This is a genomic window from Amycolatopsis sp. NPDC104863 (genome assembly GCF_055582965.1).
Map to the genome: position 1 here is coordinate 781648 of NZ_JBVJOW010000004.1, position 16013 is coordinate 797660.

The 16013-nt window shown below is 70.8% G+C and carries 15 protein-coding genes; 11 read left to right on the forward strand and 4 right to left on the reverse strand.

The genetic code is table 11. The annotated features are described in order from the left end of the window. Window positions 1–90 precede the first annotated feature (90 nt). Complete coding sequence (locus ACZ63J_RS25350; protein ID WP_465400351.1) at window positions 91–1785, forward strand: SDR family oxidoreductase; 1695 nt, start codon at window positions 91–93, stop codon at window positions 1783–1785. 17 nt (window positions 1786–1802) lie between these two features. Beyond that, window positions 1803–2396: a TetR/AcrR family transcriptional regulator gene (locus ACZ63J_RS25355; RefSeq protein ID WP_465400350.1), complete on the forward strand. Its 594-nt coding sequence runs from the start codon at window positions 1803–1805 to the stop codon at window positions 2394–2396. A gap of 15 nt (window positions 2397–2411) precedes the next feature. Here the strand turns inward: ACZ63J_RS25355 and ACZ63J_RS25360 are convergent, their stop codons facing one another. Beyond that, window positions 2412–3560: a citrate synthase 2 gene (locus ACZ63J_RS25360; RefSeq protein WP_465341258.1), complete on the reverse strand. Its 1149-nt coding sequence runs from the start codon at window positions 3558–3560 to the stop codon at window positions 2412–2414. A gap of 288 nt (window positions 3561–3848) precedes the next feature. On the opposite strand from ACZ63J_RS25360, the gene ACZ63J_RS25365 reads away from it, so the two are divergent. From ACZ63J_RS25365 to ACZ63J_RS25390, 6 genes are read left to right on the forward strand one after another with little or no spacing between them, the layout of a single operon-like run. Beyond that, window positions 3849–4151 (forward strand): urease subunit gamma, encoded by a 303-nt coding sequence (locus ACZ63J_RS25365; protein ID WP_465400260.1) that lies wholly within the window; start codon window positions 3849–3851, stop codon window positions 4149–4151. A gap of 10 nt (window positions 4152–4161) precedes the next feature. Further along, the gene (locus ACZ63J_RS25370; RefSeq protein WP_465400259.1) at window positions 4162–4467 is read left to right on the forward strand and encodes an urease subunit beta; all 306 of its coding nucleotides are present in this window, start codon (window positions 4162–4164) and stop codon (window positions 4465–4467) included. 1 nt (window position 4468) lies between these two features. Then, window positions 4469–6184 (forward strand): urease subunit alpha, encoded by a 1716-nt coding sequence (locus ACZ63J_RS25375; protein ID WP_465301966.1) that lies wholly within the window; start codon window positions 4469–4471, stop codon window positions 6182–6184. Beyond that, window positions 6184–6864 carry an urease accessory protein UreF gene (locus tag ACZ63J_RS25380; RefSeq protein WP_465400258.1) on the forward strand — a complete coding sequence of 227 codons (681 nt, stop codon included), beginning with the start codon at window positions 6184–6186 and terminating at the stop codon, window positions 6862–6864. Before ACZ63J_RS25375 ends, ACZ63J_RS25380 begins: the two co-directional genes overlap by 1 nt. Continuing rightward, on the forward strand, window positions 6854–7558 hold the full coding sequence (gene ureG, locus ACZ63J_RS25385) for an urease accessory protein UreG (protein ID WP_465400257.1): 705 nt from the start codon (window positions 6854–6856) through the stop codon (window positions 7556–7558). Before ACZ63J_RS25380 ends, ureG begins: the two co-directional genes overlap by 11 nt. Continuing rightward, on the forward strand, window positions 7555–8250 hold the full coding sequence (locus ACZ63J_RS25390; RefSeq protein WP_465400256.1) for an urease accessory protein UreD: 696 nt from the start codon (window positions 7555–7557) through the stop codon (window positions 8248–8250). The genes ureG and ACZ63J_RS25390 overlap by 4 nt, the downstream gene beginning before the upstream one ends. Before the next feature lie 524 nt (window positions 8251–8774). On the opposite strand, the gene ACZ63J_RS25395 is transcribed toward ACZ63J_RS25390, so the two are convergent. Next, entirely contained in the window at window positions 8775–9881 is a 1107-nt protein-coding gene (locus ACZ63J_RS25395; protein ID WP_465400255.1) for a lipase family protein, read from the reverse strand. An 88-nt stretch (window positions 9882–9969) separates the two neighbouring features. Here ACZ63J_RS25395 and ACZ63J_RS25400 point away from each other — a divergent pair, with 88 nt between their 5' ends. Then, complete coding sequence (locus tag ACZ63J_RS25400) at window positions 9970–10680, forward strand: TetR/AcrR family transcriptional regulator (RefSeq protein ID WP_465341264.1); 711 nt, start codon at window positions 9970–9972, stop codon at window positions 10678–10680. Window positions 10681–10729: 49 nt separating this feature from the next. On the opposite strand, the gene ACZ63J_RS25405 is transcribed toward ACZ63J_RS25400, so the two are convergent. After that, entirely contained in the window at window positions 10730–12397 is a 1668-nt protein-coding gene (locus ACZ63J_RS25405) for a purine-cytosine permease family protein (protein WP_465400254.1), read from the reverse strand. A gap of 221 nt (window positions 12398–12618) precedes the next feature. Here ACZ63J_RS25405 and pdxH point away from each other — a divergent pair, with 221 nt between their 5' ends. Continuing rightward, window positions 12619–13296 (forward strand): pyridoxamine 5'-phosphate oxidase, encoded by a 678-nt coding sequence (gene pdxH, locus ACZ63J_RS25410; protein ID WP_465301980.1) that lies wholly within the window; start codon window positions 12619–12621, stop codon window positions 13294–13296. A gap of 9 nt (window positions 13297–13305) precedes the next feature. Here the strand turns inward: pdxH and ACZ63J_RS25415 are convergent, their stop codons facing one another. Further along, window positions 13306–14163: a YwqG family protein gene (locus tag ACZ63J_RS25415; protein ID WP_465400253.1), complete on the reverse strand. Its 858-nt coding sequence runs from the start codon at window positions 14161–14163 to the stop codon at window positions 13306–13308. 564 nt (window positions 14164–14727) lie between these two features. Here ACZ63J_RS25415 and ACZ63J_RS25420 point away from each other — a divergent pair. After that, window positions 14728–15993, forward strand: coding sequence for an MFS transporter (locus tag ACZ63J_RS25420; protein ID WP_465400349.1), 1266 nt, complete (start codon window positions 14728–14730; stop codon window positions 15991–15993). The last annotated feature ends 20 nt before the right edge of the window (window positions 15994–16013 follow it).

Sequence of the window (16013 nt, forward strand, 5' to 3'; positions counted from 1 at the left end):
CTGCATGAACGGCGGCGGTCCGCCAGCCGCCGCGTGGGTGAACCGCACTGTTGACAAGTTGTCTAACATGACAGAATGTCTCACAAGTGGGTGACCGCCAGCGACGGTGTCCGCCTCTCGGTCCAGGTCGAAGGCCGCGAAGACGGGCCCACGGTCGTGCTCGTGCACGGCTATCCCGACAACAGCTCGATGTGGGGTGGCGTGGCCGCCGAGCTGACGCCGAACCACCGCGTCGTGACCTACGACGTCCGCGGGGCCGGACAGTCGGACAAGCCGTCGGGACGCGCGTCCTACCGGCTGGACCAGCTGGCCGACGACCTCCGGGCCGTCGTCGACGAGGTCCAGCCGCACGGCAAGGTCCACCTCGTCGCCCACGACTGGGGCTCCATCCAGACCTGGCACGCGGTCACCGGCGACGGCCTGCGCGGGCGGATCGCGTCCTACACGTCCATCTCCGGGCCGAGCCTCGACCACGCCGGCGCGTGGTTCCGCGCCCAGGTCACCCGCCCGACGCCGAAGCGGCTCAAGAACGCGCTCAGCCAGTTCCTGCACTCCTGGTACATCCTCGCGTTCCAGATCCCGCTGGTCCCGCAGCTGCTTTGGCGCACGGGCCTGCTGGGCGCGCAGATCCAGCGCATGGAGCCGGACGCGGCGAAGCCGAGCGTCCAGGACGGCATCCACGGTCTCGAGCTCTACCGCGCGAACATGTTCACGCGGCTCTCGCGCCCGGCGCCGCGCGCCGCCGACGTCCCGGTGCAGGTCCTCGCGCCGACCGGCGACGCCTACGTCACCACACCGCTCCAGACCGAGATCGCGCGCTGGGTGCCCGACCTGCGTGTTCGTCCGATCGTCGGGACGCACTGGGTGACCCGGGCGCGGCCGGCGGTGATCGCGGGCGCCGCCGCCGAGCTGATCGAGTACGTCGAGACCGGCGTCGAGAGCCGCGCGCTGAAGCGGTCGCGGGTGGGCGCCGGCCGCTTCGAACACAAGCTGGTCGTCGTCACCGGCGCCGGGAGCGGCATCGGCCGGGCCACCGCGCTCGCCTTCGCCGCCGAGGGCGCCGATGTCGTCATCACCGACATCAACCCGACGGCGGCCGCGGAAACCCTGAAACTCCTGGAAGACCACGGGGTCGCTGAGTACACAGTGGACTCCAGTGACGGTGAAGCCGTGCACCGCTTCGCTCGTGATGTCCGCGAGAACCACGGTGTGCCGGACATCGTGGTCAACAACGCGGGCATCGGGATGTCCGGCCCGTTCCTCGACACGTCCGTCGAAGACTGGGAACGTGTCATCGACGTCAACCTCTGGGGCGTGATCCACGGCTGCCGCGCGTTCGCGCCGATGCTCGCCGAACGCGCCGAGGGCGGCCAGATCGTCAACCTCGCCTCGGCCGCCGCCTACTTGCCGTCGAAGATCCTCACCGCGTACGCGACAACCAAGTCCGCGGTGCTGACGCTGAGCGTCTGCCTGCGGGCCGAGCTGGCCGAGCACCACATCGGCGTCACGGCCGTGTGCCCGGGCATCGTGAAGACGAACATCACCAACACGACGACGTTCGTCGGAGTGTCCGAAGAGGAACAGCGACGGCGGCAGAAGGAGAGCTCGAAGCTCTACGCCCGGCGCGGGTTCGGCCCCGAAGGCGTCGCGAAGGATATCCTGCGGGCGGTCGAAAAGGACACCGCGATCGCACCGTCCACACCGGAGGCCAAGGCCGCCCTGGTCCTTTCGCGACTGACACCGGGACTGCTGCGCCAGGCGGCCAAGCTGGACCTGACACCTTGACCGTCCGACCGCGGCGGATGTCCCCGCAGGCCCGCCGGGACGACCTGATCCGCGCCGCGCTCGACCTGTTCGGCTCGCGGGCGCCGGAGCTGGTGACGGTGGACGACATCGTCGCGCGCGCCGAAGTGTCGCGGCCGTTGTTCTACCGGTACTTCTCCAGCCTGCGCGAGCTGCAGGTCGAGGCGTTGCGCACGGTCACCGACGGGCTGATCGACGGCCTGGCCGGGCTCGAGGAGGGCCCGCCGGATGTGCGGCTGCGCGCGGCCGTGCGTGGCCTGGTCGACGTCGCCGACCACTACCGCGCGGGCTACATCGCCTTGCTGCGCAGCGGTTCGGTGATCGCGACGTCCGAAACGGACGCGGCGGTCGACGAGGTCCGCAACCGCGCGGTGGCCCTGATCCTGGACGCGCTGGCCGTCGAGCACCCTTCGCCGTTGCTGCTGCTCACCCTGCGCTGCTGGACGGCGGTGGTCGAAGGCGCCCTGCTCAGCTGGCTGCAGGAGCGCACGGTCCCGCGAGAGCTGCTGGACACCTGGCTGGTCGACCAGCTCACGGCCATGCTCGGCGCGACCGCCACCCACGAAGAGGCCGCCACCTTCCCGGGAAAGTGACGGCCTCCGAGCGGGTCAGTGCTTGGTGACGAGCTCCCAGCCCTCGACCTCTTCCGGGGTGCGCGGCGCCGGGCCGACGTACTTGGCCGACGGCCGCACCAGGCGTCCGGTGCGCTTCTGCTCCAGGATGTGCGCGGCCCAGCCGGCGGTGCGGGCCGAGCTGAACATCGCGGGCATCATGTGCGGCGGGACCTGGGCGAAGTCCAGGATGACCGCGGCCCAGAACTCGACGTTCGTCTCGATCGGGTGATCCGGACGCCGCTCGCGCAGCTCCTTCAGCGCCGCCTGCTCCAGCGCGGCGGCCGCCTCGAAGCGGGTCGCGCCGAGCTCCTGGCACGTGCGCCGCAGCACGCGCGCCCGCGGGTCCTCCGCGCGGTAAACGCGGTGGCCGAAGCCCATCAGGCGTTCCTTGCGGTCGAGGATGCCCTTGACCAGGCCCGCCGGGTCACCGGTGCGTTCGACTTCTTCGATCATCGGCAGCACGCGCGCCGGCGCGCCGCCGTGCAGCGGGCCGGACATCGCGCCGATCGCGCCGGACATGGCCGCCGCGACGTCGGCGCCGGTGGACGCGATGACGCGGGCGGTGAAGGTCGAGGCGTTGAGGCCGTGTTCGGCGGCCGACACCCAGTAGGCGTCCAGCGCCCGGACGTGCGCGGGGTCCGGCTCGCCGCGCCAGCGGATCAGGAAGCGCTCGGTGATCGAGTGGGCCTCGTCGACGCGGGTCTGCGGGACGGCGGGCTGGCCGATGCCGCGCGCGGACTGCGCGACGTAGGACAGCGCCATGACCGAGGCGCGGGCCAGCTGCTCGCGCGCCTCTTCGTCGGTGATGTCGAGCAGTGCGCGGTAGCCCCAGATCGGGGCGAGCATGGCCAGCGCGGCCTGGACGTCGACGCGGACGTCACCGGTGTGCACCGGCAGCGGGAACGGCTCGGCGGGCGGGAGGCCGTGGCCGAAGCGGCCGTCGACGAGGAGGCCCCACACGTCGCCGAAGGTCACCTTTCCGGCGAGGTCCTCGATGTCGACGCCGCGGTAGCGCAGCGCACCGCCGTCCCGGTCGGGTTCGGCGATCTCGGTGTGGAAGGCGACAACGCCCTCCAGACCCGGTCGGAAGCCGTCGTCGGGTTGGCCGGACGGCTGAGGCTTGCTGATCGTGGAGGTAGTCACTGTTTCGCGGAACCTTTCGGTGCGCTTTTTCCCCGTCTTGGTGGTGGTGCTCGCGCGGACGGAAATGCGCACGGAACGCGCGCGCCATCGCACGGATGGATAGACCTTGCTCCCTCGATCGCCGGGGGGCAATCGAAAGAAGCGGTGGTTTCGGTCACGATTACGAGAACGATTCAGTCACCGAGGCCGTCCGACCGGAGAATTTTCGCCACGGACTGTGACGAAAGCCAGGTTAAAGGTATGTTTCCGAACCAGGCGGGACCGTGGTCCGGGTGATAGACCTGAGCGATGCACCTCAGTCCGCAGGAGCGCGACAAGCTGCTCATCCACGTGGCGGCGGACGTCGCGCGGCGGCGGTTGGACCGGGGCGTCCGGCTCAACTACCCGGAGGCCGTCGCGCTGATCACCGACCACGTCCTCGAAGGGGCCCGTGACGGGCGCACGGTCAGCGAGCTGGTCGCGAGCGGCCGGACCGTGCTCACCCGGGCGCAGGTGCTCGACGGCGTGCCCGAGATGGTCGACTCCGTGCAGGTCGAGGCCACTTTCCCGGACGGCACGAAGCTCGTCACCGTGCACGACCCGATCGTCTGAGAGGTCCGCGATGCACCCTGGCGAGATCATCCCCGGCGACGAGCCGGTCGAGCTGAACGCGGGCCGCGCCCGCGTCCGGCTGCTCGTGCGCAACCTCGGCGACCGGCCGGTGCAGATCGGCTCGCACTACCACTTCGCCGCGGTGAACCCGGGCCTCGAATTCGACCGCGACGCCGCCCGCGGGCACCGGCTCGACGTCCCGGCCGGCACGTCCGTGCGGTTCGAACCGGGCGTCGAGCGTGAGGTCGACCTGGTGCCGCTCGCCGGGGCTCGTCGTGTTCCGGGCCTGCGGTCCGAATTTTCGGGAGAGTTCTGAAATGCCGCAGATCGACCGCGAGCGTTATGCCGAGCTTTTCGGGCCGACCACCGGTGACCGGATCCGGCTCGCCGACACCGACCTGCTGATCGAGGTCACCGAGGACCGCTCGATGGGCCCCGGCGGCTCGGGCGACGAGGTGCTCTTCGGCGGCGGCAAGGTCATCCGCGAGTCGATGGGCCAGGGCACGGCGACCCGCGCCGAGGGCGCGCCGGACCTGATCATCACCGGCGCCGTGATCCTCGACCACTGGGGTGTCGTCAAGGCCGACGTCGGTGTGCGCGACGGCCGGATCGTCGGCATCGGCAAGGCGGGCAACCCGGACACGATGGACGGCGTCGACCCAGCGCTGGTGATCGGCCCGTCGACGGAAGTGCTGTCCGGCAACGGGAAGATCCTCACCGCGGGCGGCATCGACTGCCACGTCCACTTCATCTGCCCGCAGCTCGTCGACACGGCTCTGGCGGCCGGACTGACCACTTTGGTCGGTGGTGGCACCGGGCCCAACGAGGGCACGAAGGCCACGACCGTCACGCCCGGCGCGTGGAACCTCGGCCGGATGCTGTCCGCGATGGACGGTTACCCGGTCAACGTCCTGTTGCTGGGCAAGGGGAACACCGTCCGGCACGAGGCGCTGCGGGAGCAGCTGGCCGCCGGCGCGGGCGGGTTCAAGCTGCACGAGGACTGGGGGACGACGCCCGCCGCGATCGACGCGTGTCTCACGGTGGCCGACGAAGCCGGGGTCCAGGTGGCCATCCACACGGACACGTTGAACGAAGCCGGGTTCCTGGAATCCACTGTGGACGCGATCGGCGGCCGTTCGATCAACGCGTACCACACCGAAGGCGCCGGCGGCGGGCACGCGCCGGACATCATCCAGGTCGTCTCGCTGCCGAACGTGCTGCCGTCGTCGACCAACCCGACCCGGCCGCACACGGCCAACACCCTCGACGAGCACCTCGACATGCTGGTGGTCTGCCACCACCTCAACCCGTCGGTGCCCGAGGACCTCGCGTTCGCCGAGAGCCGGATCCGGCCGTCGACCATCGCCGCCGAGGACGTCCTGCACGACATGGGCGCGATCTCGATGATGAGCTCGGACTCGCAGGCGATGGGCCGGATCGGCGAGGTGATCATCCGGACCTGGCAGACGGCGCACGTGATGAAACGCCGACGCGGTGCCCTGCCCGGCGACGGCGCCGCGGACAACCTGCGTGCACGTCGGTATGTCGCCAAATACACCATCAACCCGGCCATCGCGCACGGCATGGAGACCGAGATCGGCTCGGTCGAGGTCGGCAAGCTCGCGGATCTGGTCCTGTGGGAGCCGAAGTTCTTCGGCGTGCGGCCGCATGTGGTGCTGAAGGGCGGTTTTCCGGCGTGGGCGGCGATGGGCGACGCGAACGCGTCCATCCCGACCCCGCAGCCGGTCATGGCGCGCCCGATGTTCGGCGCTTCGATCGGCGCGGCGCTGAGCCTGCACTTCGTCGCGCCGTCCGCTTTGGACAGTGGTCTGCGGGAGACGTTCGGCATCACGCGTCCGCTCGTCGCCGTGTCGAACATGCGGGCGCGGACGAAGGCGGACATGGTGCTCAACGACGCCACCCCGGACGTCCGGGTCGAGCCGGACAGCTTCGCCGTGCACGTCGACGGTGAGCTGATCGAGCCGCAGCCGGTGACGGAACTGCCGATGGCCCAACGGTACTTCTTGTTCTGATGGACCTTTCGGCGCTCATTCTCGCGGACTCCCGCTTCCCCGGCGGCGGGCACGTCCACAGTGGCGGGCTCGAGGAAGTCGTCGCCCGTCGGCTGGTGACTTCGGTGCGCGACCTCCCGGGATTCCTTTCCGGACGGTTGCGGACGGCGGGCTCGCTGGCGGCGGTTTTTGCTGCTGCCTCGGCGCATGCGGCCGCTCGGTCTGTCGCTAGTGGACACTGGACGCGCTTGGACGCCGAGCTGGACGCGCGAACGCCGTCACTCGCGCAGCGGGAGGCGTCGCGGGCGCAGGGGCGGGGAACCGCGCGGGCCGGGCGGATCGCCTGGCCGTCACCGGTGCTTTCCGCTCTGCTGGAGGAAACTCCGCGGCCGCACCACCCGATCGTGCTGGGTGCGCTGGCCGGTGGTGCGGGCGGTTCGCCGTACGACGCCGCGATGGCCGTCGCCTACCTGGCGGTGAGCGGGCCGGCCAGTGCGGCGGTGCGGCTGCTGGGACTGGATCCGTTCGCCGTCAACGCCGTCGTCGCGCGGCTCGATCTTCGTTCGGTTTGTGAGGCCGCGGCCGCGGTCGCCGGGGACGATCCGGCGGCGCTGCCGTCGCCGGGGTCACCCGCGTTGGATCTGTTCGCCGAGGCACACGCCCGGCACCACCAGGAAGAGGTGCGTCTCTTTGCCAGCTGAAGGCCACGGCCACGGTCACTTCCACGAGGTCAACTTCGACCCGACGGCCGCCGAACCCGACCACTACGACGCGGCGCCGACGGCCGGGCGCGCGTACCGGATCGGCATCGGCGGCCCGGTCGGCTCCGGCAAGACGGCGCTGACGGCGGCGCTGTGCCGCGCGCTGGGTGACGAGGTCAACCTCGCCGTGGTCACCAACGACATCTACACCACCGAAGACGCGGACTTCCTGCGCCGCGCGGGTGTCCTCGACCCGGAGCGGATCGAGGCGGTGCAGACGGGAGCGTGCCCGCACACGGCGATCCGCGACGACATCACCGCGAACCTCGACGCCGTCGAGCGGCTGGAGGAGAAGTTCCCGGACCTGGACCTGGTGATCATCGAAAGCGGCGGCGACAACCTCACCGCCGTGTTCAGCCGCGGCCTGGCCGACAGCCAGGTGTTCGTGGTGGACGTCGCGGGCGGCGACAAGGTGCCGCGCAAGGGCGGCCCGGGTGTCACGACGGCGGACCTGCTGGTGATCAACAAGATCGACATCGCGCACCTGGTCGGCGCGGACATGGACGTGATGACGTCGGACGCGCACCGGATGCGCGGATCGCTGCCGGTCATCACCCAGTCCCTTGTGGACACACCGGACGCCCCGGCGGTGGCCGACTGGGTCCGCTCGTTGCTGCCGGTCCGCGCGGGGTGAAGGCCCACGCCCGGCTGACGGCGTGCTTCGACGGCTCGCGCACGGTGTTGCGCGAGCTGCGTTCGATGGCGCCGTTGACGCTGTTCCCCCGCCGCGGCGGCGGAAGGACGGCGGTGGTCCACCTGGTCAACTCGGCGACGGCGCCTTTGGGTGGCGACGACCTGCTGCTGACTGTTCATGTCGGCCCGGGTGCGTCGTTGCGCCTTTCGGGCGTGGCGGCGACTTTGGCGCTGCCGGGGCTTCGGGGTGAGGGTTCGCTGTCCACAGTGGAGGTTTCGGTGGAGGATGGTGGCTCGCTGGAGTACCTGCCTGAGCCGACGGTGGTCACGGCCCGTGCTCGACACACTGCCGTGTTCCGGGCGTCGCTGGCTGCCGACGCGTATTTGCACACGCGTGAGGTGCTGGTGCTGGGGCGGGCGGGGGAGCGTCCGGGTTTGTTGACCACCACGCAGAACGTGACGCGGGGTTCGGTGCCGGTGCTGCGTCAGACTTTGACGGTGGGGGATTCTACTTTGGACTCCAGTCTGGCGGTGCTCGCGGGGCGTCGGGTGCTGGCGACGGATCTGGTCGTCGGGGGGCCGGAGCTGCCGGCGGAATCCGGTGAGTGGTGGTCGCGGACGCCGCTCGCGGCTGGCGGAATTCTGACGACTTCGTTGGCGCCGGACGCGGTTACGGCGTTGGCGCCGTTCTGAGCAGCCCCCGATTTCCACGCTACCGGAGGGCACCGACAGTTTCGGGTGGCAGCAGGGCGGTCGGCGGCTGAACCGCGGCTTCACCCTGGCCGGCGGTGCGAGTTCCTCGATGGCCTCGGGTGTCCGATCGCTCGCCGGGCCACCTCGGCGGGCCGTTTTCGCCACCGTCGAGTCGCTGATGATCACCGGCTCGCCTACCCGATCGCTCGCCGGGCGCTTCGGGCCGTTTTCGCCACCGTCGAGCCGCTCATGATCGCTGGCTCGGCTACCCGATCGTTTGTCGGGGCGTTTCGGCGGGCCGTTTTCGCCACCGTTGAGTCGCTGATGGCCGCCGGCTCGGCTACCGGATCGCTCGCTGGGCGTTTCGGCGGGCCGTTTTCGCCACCGTCGAGCCGCTCATGATCGCCGGCTCGGCCACCCGATCGCTCGCCGGGGGCACTGCCGCGGGCTGCTTTTGCCACCGTCGAGTCGCTGGTACCCGATCGCTCGCCGGGGAAGACCCCCTGCGCCGTCCCCGGCGAGCGTCAGAACTTGGTGCCCAGCCAGCTCATCGCCAGCGGGCCGCCGATCGACACCCCCGCGATGTGCTCCAGCAGCGGGAACTCCTGCCACGTCACCGAAGCGCCCGAAGACCTCCAGCGGTCGCGCAGGGCCGTGCCGACGCTGAACGGGATCAGCTCGTCCGCCGTCCCGTGGTAGAGGAACACCGGGGCCGCCGGCGCCACCGTGCCCAGCAGGTTCGCGTTCAGCCGGGCCTGCCAGCGCGGGTCGTGGATCGGGTCGGGCACCGTCACGAAGTCCCGCAGGTGCGCGAACGGCGCCGCCGCGCCCAGTTCGACCGTGCACGCCTGGGACACCTTCGAGACCGCCGCGCGGCCGCGGTCGTTCAGGATCGAGTCGAACGGCAGCTCCGGGTACGCCGCGGCGAAACCCGTTGCCGCGCCGAGGACCAGGCCGAACGCCGCGCCGCCGTCGTTCGAACGGAACACCGCGTTCAGGTCCGCCGGCACTCCGCCCGCCGCGACCCCGACCACCCGCAGCGAAGGCGCGTAGGAGGCCTGCAGCTCCGCCGCCCACGCCGCGGCCTGGCCGCCCTGCGAATACCCGAACACGCCGACCGGCCCGGCGGCCGACAGACCGGCGCCGGGAACCCGGGCCGCCGCGCGGGCCGCGTCGAGGACCGCCCGGCCCTCGGATTGCCCGACCGCGTACGTGTGCGTCCCCGGTGTGCCCAGTCCTTCGTAGTCCGTGACAACCACCGCCCAGCCCTGGGACAGTGCCTGCGCCAGCAGAGCGCTCTCGTTCTCGATACCGTGCGCCAGGAGGTTCGACGGCGCGCACCGGTCGCCGAGCCCGTGTGTGCCCACCGCGTACGTGACCAGCGGACGCGGGCCGCCGCGCAGCCAGGGTGCCGCCGGCACCAGCAGAGTTCCGGAGACGGCGTTCGGCGCGCCGGTCGCCGACGTCGAACGGTAGAGGAGGTGCCACGCCCTGACCGGCGCCGGGAACGGGCCGACGAAGACCGTCGTCGGGCGCTGGTCCAGCAGGGTCCCGGGTGTGTTCGACGCGTTCGCCGCGGGGGCGGCCGCCACGAAAAGGAGCGTGACGGCGACCAGTAACCGACGAAGCACCCTTGCCTCCGGCTGGTGGTAATCGAGATTTTCACAAGTTAGCCACCCCGGTAGGATCTGACAATCCCTCGAAAGGAGGAGAGAGCCGGTGGCTCGCACCTACGGCGGGGTCACGGCCGAGAAGCGCCGTGCCGACCGGCGCGAGCGGTTGCTCGTGGCCGGCCTGGAGCTGTTCACCTCCACCGGTTTCCGGCACACCAAGATCACCGAGCTGTGCGCGCGGGCGGGGGTGTCGACGCGGAACTTCTACGAGGAGTTCACCAGCAAGGAAGACGTGCTCCGCACCCTCCACGACCGGATCAACAGCCTCGCGCTCGCCCACGTGACGGCGGAGGTCGAAAAGGTCGCCGACGCCGACGCGCTCACCCGCATCTCGACGCTGCTGGACGTCTTCATCGCCACTGTCACCTCGGATCCGCGGATGCCGCGCCTCAACTACGTCGAAGCGGTCGGCGTCAGCGCCGAGCTGGAGGCGCAGCACCAGGTGTGGGTCGACCGCTGGGCGAACTTCATCGCGGCGGAGGCGAGCCGCGCCGCGGACCACGGTGTCGCGCCCAAACGGGACTACCGGCTGACGGCGATCGCGCTGGTCGGCGCGGGCACCGGGCTGCTGCGCGAATGGCAGGCGCACGAGCCGCCGCTGCCGGTGGAAGAGGTCGGCGCGGAGTTCCGCGCGATGATGCTGGCGGCCATCATGCGGCCGGAAAAAATCTTGGAACTGCCGGGCAACCCCGGTGCTGTCCCGGACGTGAACGAGTCGAGCCGGGAGGGGGAGCAGGGGGGACCCCGGCCGAAGTGAAGGCCCTGTTCCCGGCAGCGGACGCCGGGAACAGGGCCTTCACGGCACTTTACGCCGGGCGGACCGTCGGCAGGCCGAGTGTCACCGGGCCGGCCGTCTGGCACAGGTCGTGGCAGGTGTTGTCGAGCGTGCAGCACAACGAGCAGATCGGGCCGCTCTGCTTCGCGCAGTCGGCGATGTCCGGCAGCTCGTACGGATCACCGCAGACCGAGCAGGTGTAGGTCGCCTGTAGGTCGGCGTCGGGCCCGGCGACGTCGTTCGGCCGGGCCAGGTAGTACTTCCCGCGTGTCACGACGGCCAGCGTCGGCACCAGCACGATCGCGATCAGCAGGGCCAGCAGCGGGCTGAACGCGGCCAGGAACTGCCCGAAGGCGCCGAAGTACGCCACGATCGATACCGCCGAGGCGACGAGCATCGAGCCGAACCCGACCGGGTTGATCTTGTGCAGGTAGGCCCGCTTGAACTCGATGTGCCGCGGGGACAGCCCCAGCGGCTTCGCGATCACGAGGTCGGCGCAGACCGCGCCGATCCACGCGATCGCGACGTTCGAGTAGAAGCCCAGGATCTTGTTGAGGAAGCCGAACGCGCCGAACTCCATCAGCGCGAGCGCGATCCCGCAGTTCACCAGCACGTACCAGACGCGGCCGGGGTGCTTGTGCAGCACGCGGGAGAAGAAGTTCGCGAACGACAGCGACCCCGAGTACGCGTTCGTCGTGTTGATCTTGATCTGCGAGACGACCACGAACAGCGCGGCGAACGTCAGCGCGACCGGGCCGAGTGCCGGTTTCACCGCCTCGAGGTACGGCGCGATGGGCTCGAGCGCGTGCGTCTGGCCGACCACGCCGAGCGCGAGGAACGCCAGCAGCGCGCCGCCGATCTGCTTCGCGGCCCCGAGGATCACCCAGCCGGGCCCGGCGGCGAGCACCGCGGCCCACCACGAACGTTTGTTCTCCGCCGTCTTCTCGGGCATGAACCGCAGGTAGTCGGCCTGTTCGCCGATCTGCCCGATCAGCGACAGCGCGACGCCCATGCCGAAGCCGAACCCGATCGCGGAGAACCCGGCGCCGGCGCCCTCGGTGCCCCCGAAGTGGGTGAACTCGGCGAACTTGCCGGGCTCGCGGACCAGCACGACGACAAACGGCAGCACCAGGCCCGCGATCCACAGCGGCTGCGTCCAGGTCTGCATCTTCGCGACCGCGCCCATGCCGTAGAGCGCGAACGGCAGCACGATCAGCGTCGCCAGGAGGTAGCCGATTGGCAGCGGGATGCCGAGCGCCAGCTCGAAGGCCTGGCCCATGATCGAGCCTTCGAGCGAGAAGAAGATGACGGTGAAGCTCGCGTAGACGAGCGAAGTGAGTGTTGACCCGAAGTAGCCGAAGCCGGCTCCGCGGGTCAGCAGGTCCATGTCCACTCCGGACTTCGCGCAGGCGGCCGCGATCGGCACGCCGGTCGTGAAGATCACGACGGCCGCGGCGAGGATCGCGAGCACCCCGGACGTGAAGCCGTAGGAGAGGACGATGCTGGCGCCGATCGCGAAGTCGGCGAGGTAGGCGATGCCGCCCAGCGCCGTCGTCGCGACCACGAACGGTGACCATTTCCGGAACGAATGAGCGGCGAAGCGCAGTGAATAGTCCTCGCGGTTCTCGTTGGCCGCGAGCGGGGCGTACCGGCGTTTCGGCGGAGCGCTTTCTTCGGCGTTCGACAGGGTCTCGGTCATGCCTGCCTCCGGGGGGGTGGTGGGGAACGCGCCGAAGGTAGGTCCGTCCTGTATCGATCCTGGTCCGGCGGGTAACGCACGGGTTACGGCTTGTTGTCCAGCGGTTACGCCGCGGTGGTGTCGGGTGTCACCGTTCAGTGGGTTCCGCCGCAGCTCGGAAGGCCCTAACGTGCCTAGGGCCGAAGTCGACTGATGCCCCGACCGGGCGTGGAGGTTTGGCGATGACGCCGAGGATCGAGGACCAGGTGGAAGACGCCGTAGTTCGCCTGCCCGGAATGCGGGTCGCGTACGACGGCGCGGCGTTCGACGAGTCCGCCCTGGCGGCCACGTGGACCGACCAGCTCCAGGGGTGGCTGAACCAGGCCGTCTCCTCGGGGATGGCCGAACCGAACGCGATGGTGCTGGCGACGGCGGACGCCGAAGGCCGGCCGTCCTCGCGCACGGTGCTGTGCAAGGGCCTCGACGACCGCGGTGTCGTGTTCTACACGAACTACACGTCCGAGAAGAGCCACGACCTGACCGCGACGCGGTACGCCTCGGTGACCTTCCCCTGGTACCCGCTGCACCGCCAGGTGCACGTCCGCGGCGAGGTCGAGAAGGTCGGCGTCAAGGAGACGGCGGAGTACTGGGCCCAGCGCCCGCGCGGCTCGCAGCTGGGGGCGTGGGCGTCCCCGCAGTCCCGGGTGGTCGACGGCCGCCGCGCGCTCGACAACGCGCTCCACGGCATCGAGCGCCGCTTCGCCGACACCGAGCAGATCCCGGCCCCGCCCCACTGGGGCGGCTGGCGCATCCGCCCGGACCTGGTGGAGTTCTGGCAGGGCCGCGAGGACCGCATGCACGACCGGCTCCGCTACGTCCGCAACGACGACGGCTGGCAGATCGAGCGCGTCGCCCCCTGAGCCGGGGCGTCAGCCGCACTGCATGGTGCACCTCGCTTCCCCGAAGCGGCCGGCTTCGAGGTCGGCGGTCCGGATGACCCAGTAGAGCGACCCGACGTCGCCCCACATCATCTCGGTGGCCTTTTCGCTCGTGATCTCCGCGAGCAGCACCCAGCGGGCCGCTTCGTCGGCGAGCCGGGGATCGGCCCAGGAGCCGTCGAGCAGCGCGGCGGCGACTTCGACCTCGACCGCGCCCTGAACCGGGCTCGCGAACCCGCCGACGTGGTGGCCGAGCCCGTCACCGGCGGCGTCGTAGACCAGGTCGCCGAAGACGTCGGTGCCTTCGGCGAGCTCCTCGGCCGCCTCGGTCAGGGTCTCGCCGCTCGCGGTCGTGGTGCGGTCCAGCAGGATGTGCTCCCGCTCGGGAGCGGTGGCCACGACCTCGGCGTACTTGTCCTGCGCAGGGTAGGGGACAACACCGCCGGGCGCGCTCCTGGGCGTGACTGGTGCGTCCGCCGGGACGAAGAGCACCCGGCTGCCCTCGGCGTCTTCGACCGCCGCCGAATCGGCTTGGACGGGCCGCCGGTCGCCGTCGAAGTAGAAGAACAGCAGCGTGCCCGCGGCCGGCAACGGAACACTCAGGAACTCCCGCGGCAGCGCGCCGCAGTCGACGGCCGCGACGAAGTTGAGCGGGCCGTGGCCCGGCCAGGTGGGCCACTCCGTCTCCGCCGGCAGTTCCGGATCACCGCCGAGCCGCGCCACGCGCGGCCCTTCCCCGGCCGGGACCAGCCGGATCCCCGGCCGCATCAGCCCGGTCCACGCCGTCGCCAGCTCGGCGGGCAGCCGGTCGTGGGCCAGGGCACTGAGTCGATCTCCCCAAGAAGTCACTCGCTGATCTTGGCAGGAGGGTCCGACAAAACGCCGGTTTCGAGCGCCTCGATCCTGGGTTGTGCACAGCCCGGCCGTGATGTGGACAGCTGCGGCAGAGCGGCGGCTCTTTCGGCTTTTCGTCGGCAGCCGCCGATAGGCTGGAGCGGGGACGGCCCCCCCAGGGAGGGCGGGAGTCTGTCTTCGGGGACGTCGGCCGCCCGGGGAAGGCGGTTTCCGGCGGTCAGCGCAACACTGCTGGTCGGTGGTGCCAAGCAACCGTGAAATGCGTTCGGCTGGGCTGTCCCAGCCGAGGGGCATCCGCAGCCACCGCTGATCCGGCCGGACAGGCGGCCGGCGTTGATCCCGGCCTGCCGCGCGGCTGCTGCCGACGGCTCGGTCTCGTGTGGGCGGGACGCGACTCCCGCGTGCTCAGGGTGTTGCAGCCACCCCAGTAACCGCCGAAGGGCGGGGCTGTTCGAGGATGTCAGCCGCCACCGCAGAGCTCCCGGGCGACGAAAATCACGCGCGGGTTAATAGTTAGCCGAGCTAAGCTCGTTTGTTGTGACTGGTGAACCGGGGACCTTGCCGCCCCGCTCGGGACTGCGGGGGCTGCTAGGCCGCATCATCGTCGACACCCGGCCGCTGAAGATCCCGGCCTTCCGGCGGCTCTGGCTGTCCACTGTGGTCACCGCCGTGGGCACCCAGCTGACCGCCGTCGCGGTGCCCAAGCAGGTCTTCGACCTCACCGGCTCCTCCGCCTACGTCGGCCTCACCGGGCTCGTCGCCCTCGTCCCGCTGCTGGTCTTCGGCCTCTGGGGCGGCGCCATCGCCGACGCCGTCGACCGGCGGAAGCTGCTGCTCGTCACCAACGTCGGGGTCGCGATCACCTCCGCGTTGCTCTGGCTGCAGGCGTTCATGAACTTCGGCTCGGTCTGGCTCGTGCTCGCCCTGCTGGCCCTCAACCAGGCGTTCTTCGCGATCAACATGCCCACCCGCGGCGCGGTGGTCGCCCGGCTCGTCCCGGCGAAGCTGCTGCCGTCGGCGAACGCGCTGAACACCACCATGTCGACCTTCGGCGCCGTCTTCGGGCCGCTGATGGCCGGGGCGCTGATCCCCGTCCTCGGCCTCTCGACGCTCTACCTGATCGACGTCGTCGCCCTCACCATCACGCTCTTCGCGGTCTGGCGGCTGCCGTCGATCCCGCCGCTCAACGGCCCGTCGCGCCGCGCCGGCATCGGTGACGTCGTCGACGGCTTCCGGTACCTCGGTGGGCAGAAGATCCTGCTGGCCTCGTTCGTCGCCGACATCATCGCGATGGTGTTCGGGATGCCGCGGGCGCTGATCCCCGAGATGGCCGAACGCACCTTCGGCGACCCGCCCGGCGGCGGCCCCGCGCTCGGCTGGCTCTACGCCGCGCTGCCCGCGGGCGCGATGCTGATCGGCCTGTTCTCCGGCTGGCTGACACGCATCCACCGCCAGGGTGTCGCGGTGGTCGTCTCGATCTGCGCGTGGGGCGCCGCGGTGGCCGCGTTCGGGCTCGCGCACTCGCTCTGGCTCGCGGTCCTCTTCATGGCGCTGGCCGGCGCCGCCGACATGGTCAGCGCGGTCTACCGGATGGCGATCCTGCAGACGGCGACCACCGACGAGATGCGCGGCCGGCTCCAGGGTGTGTTCACGGTGGTCGTCGCGGGCGGCCCGCGGATCGCCGACCTGACCCACGGCTGGGGCGCCGCGGCGTTCGGCACGGAAGCCGCGGCGACCGTCGGCGGGCTGCTGGTCATCGTGCTGGTGTGCGCCTCGATGCTGGTGCTCCCGGCGTTCTGGCGGTACCGCGCGCCCGGAGCGTGACGAAGCGGGTACGGTGCGGG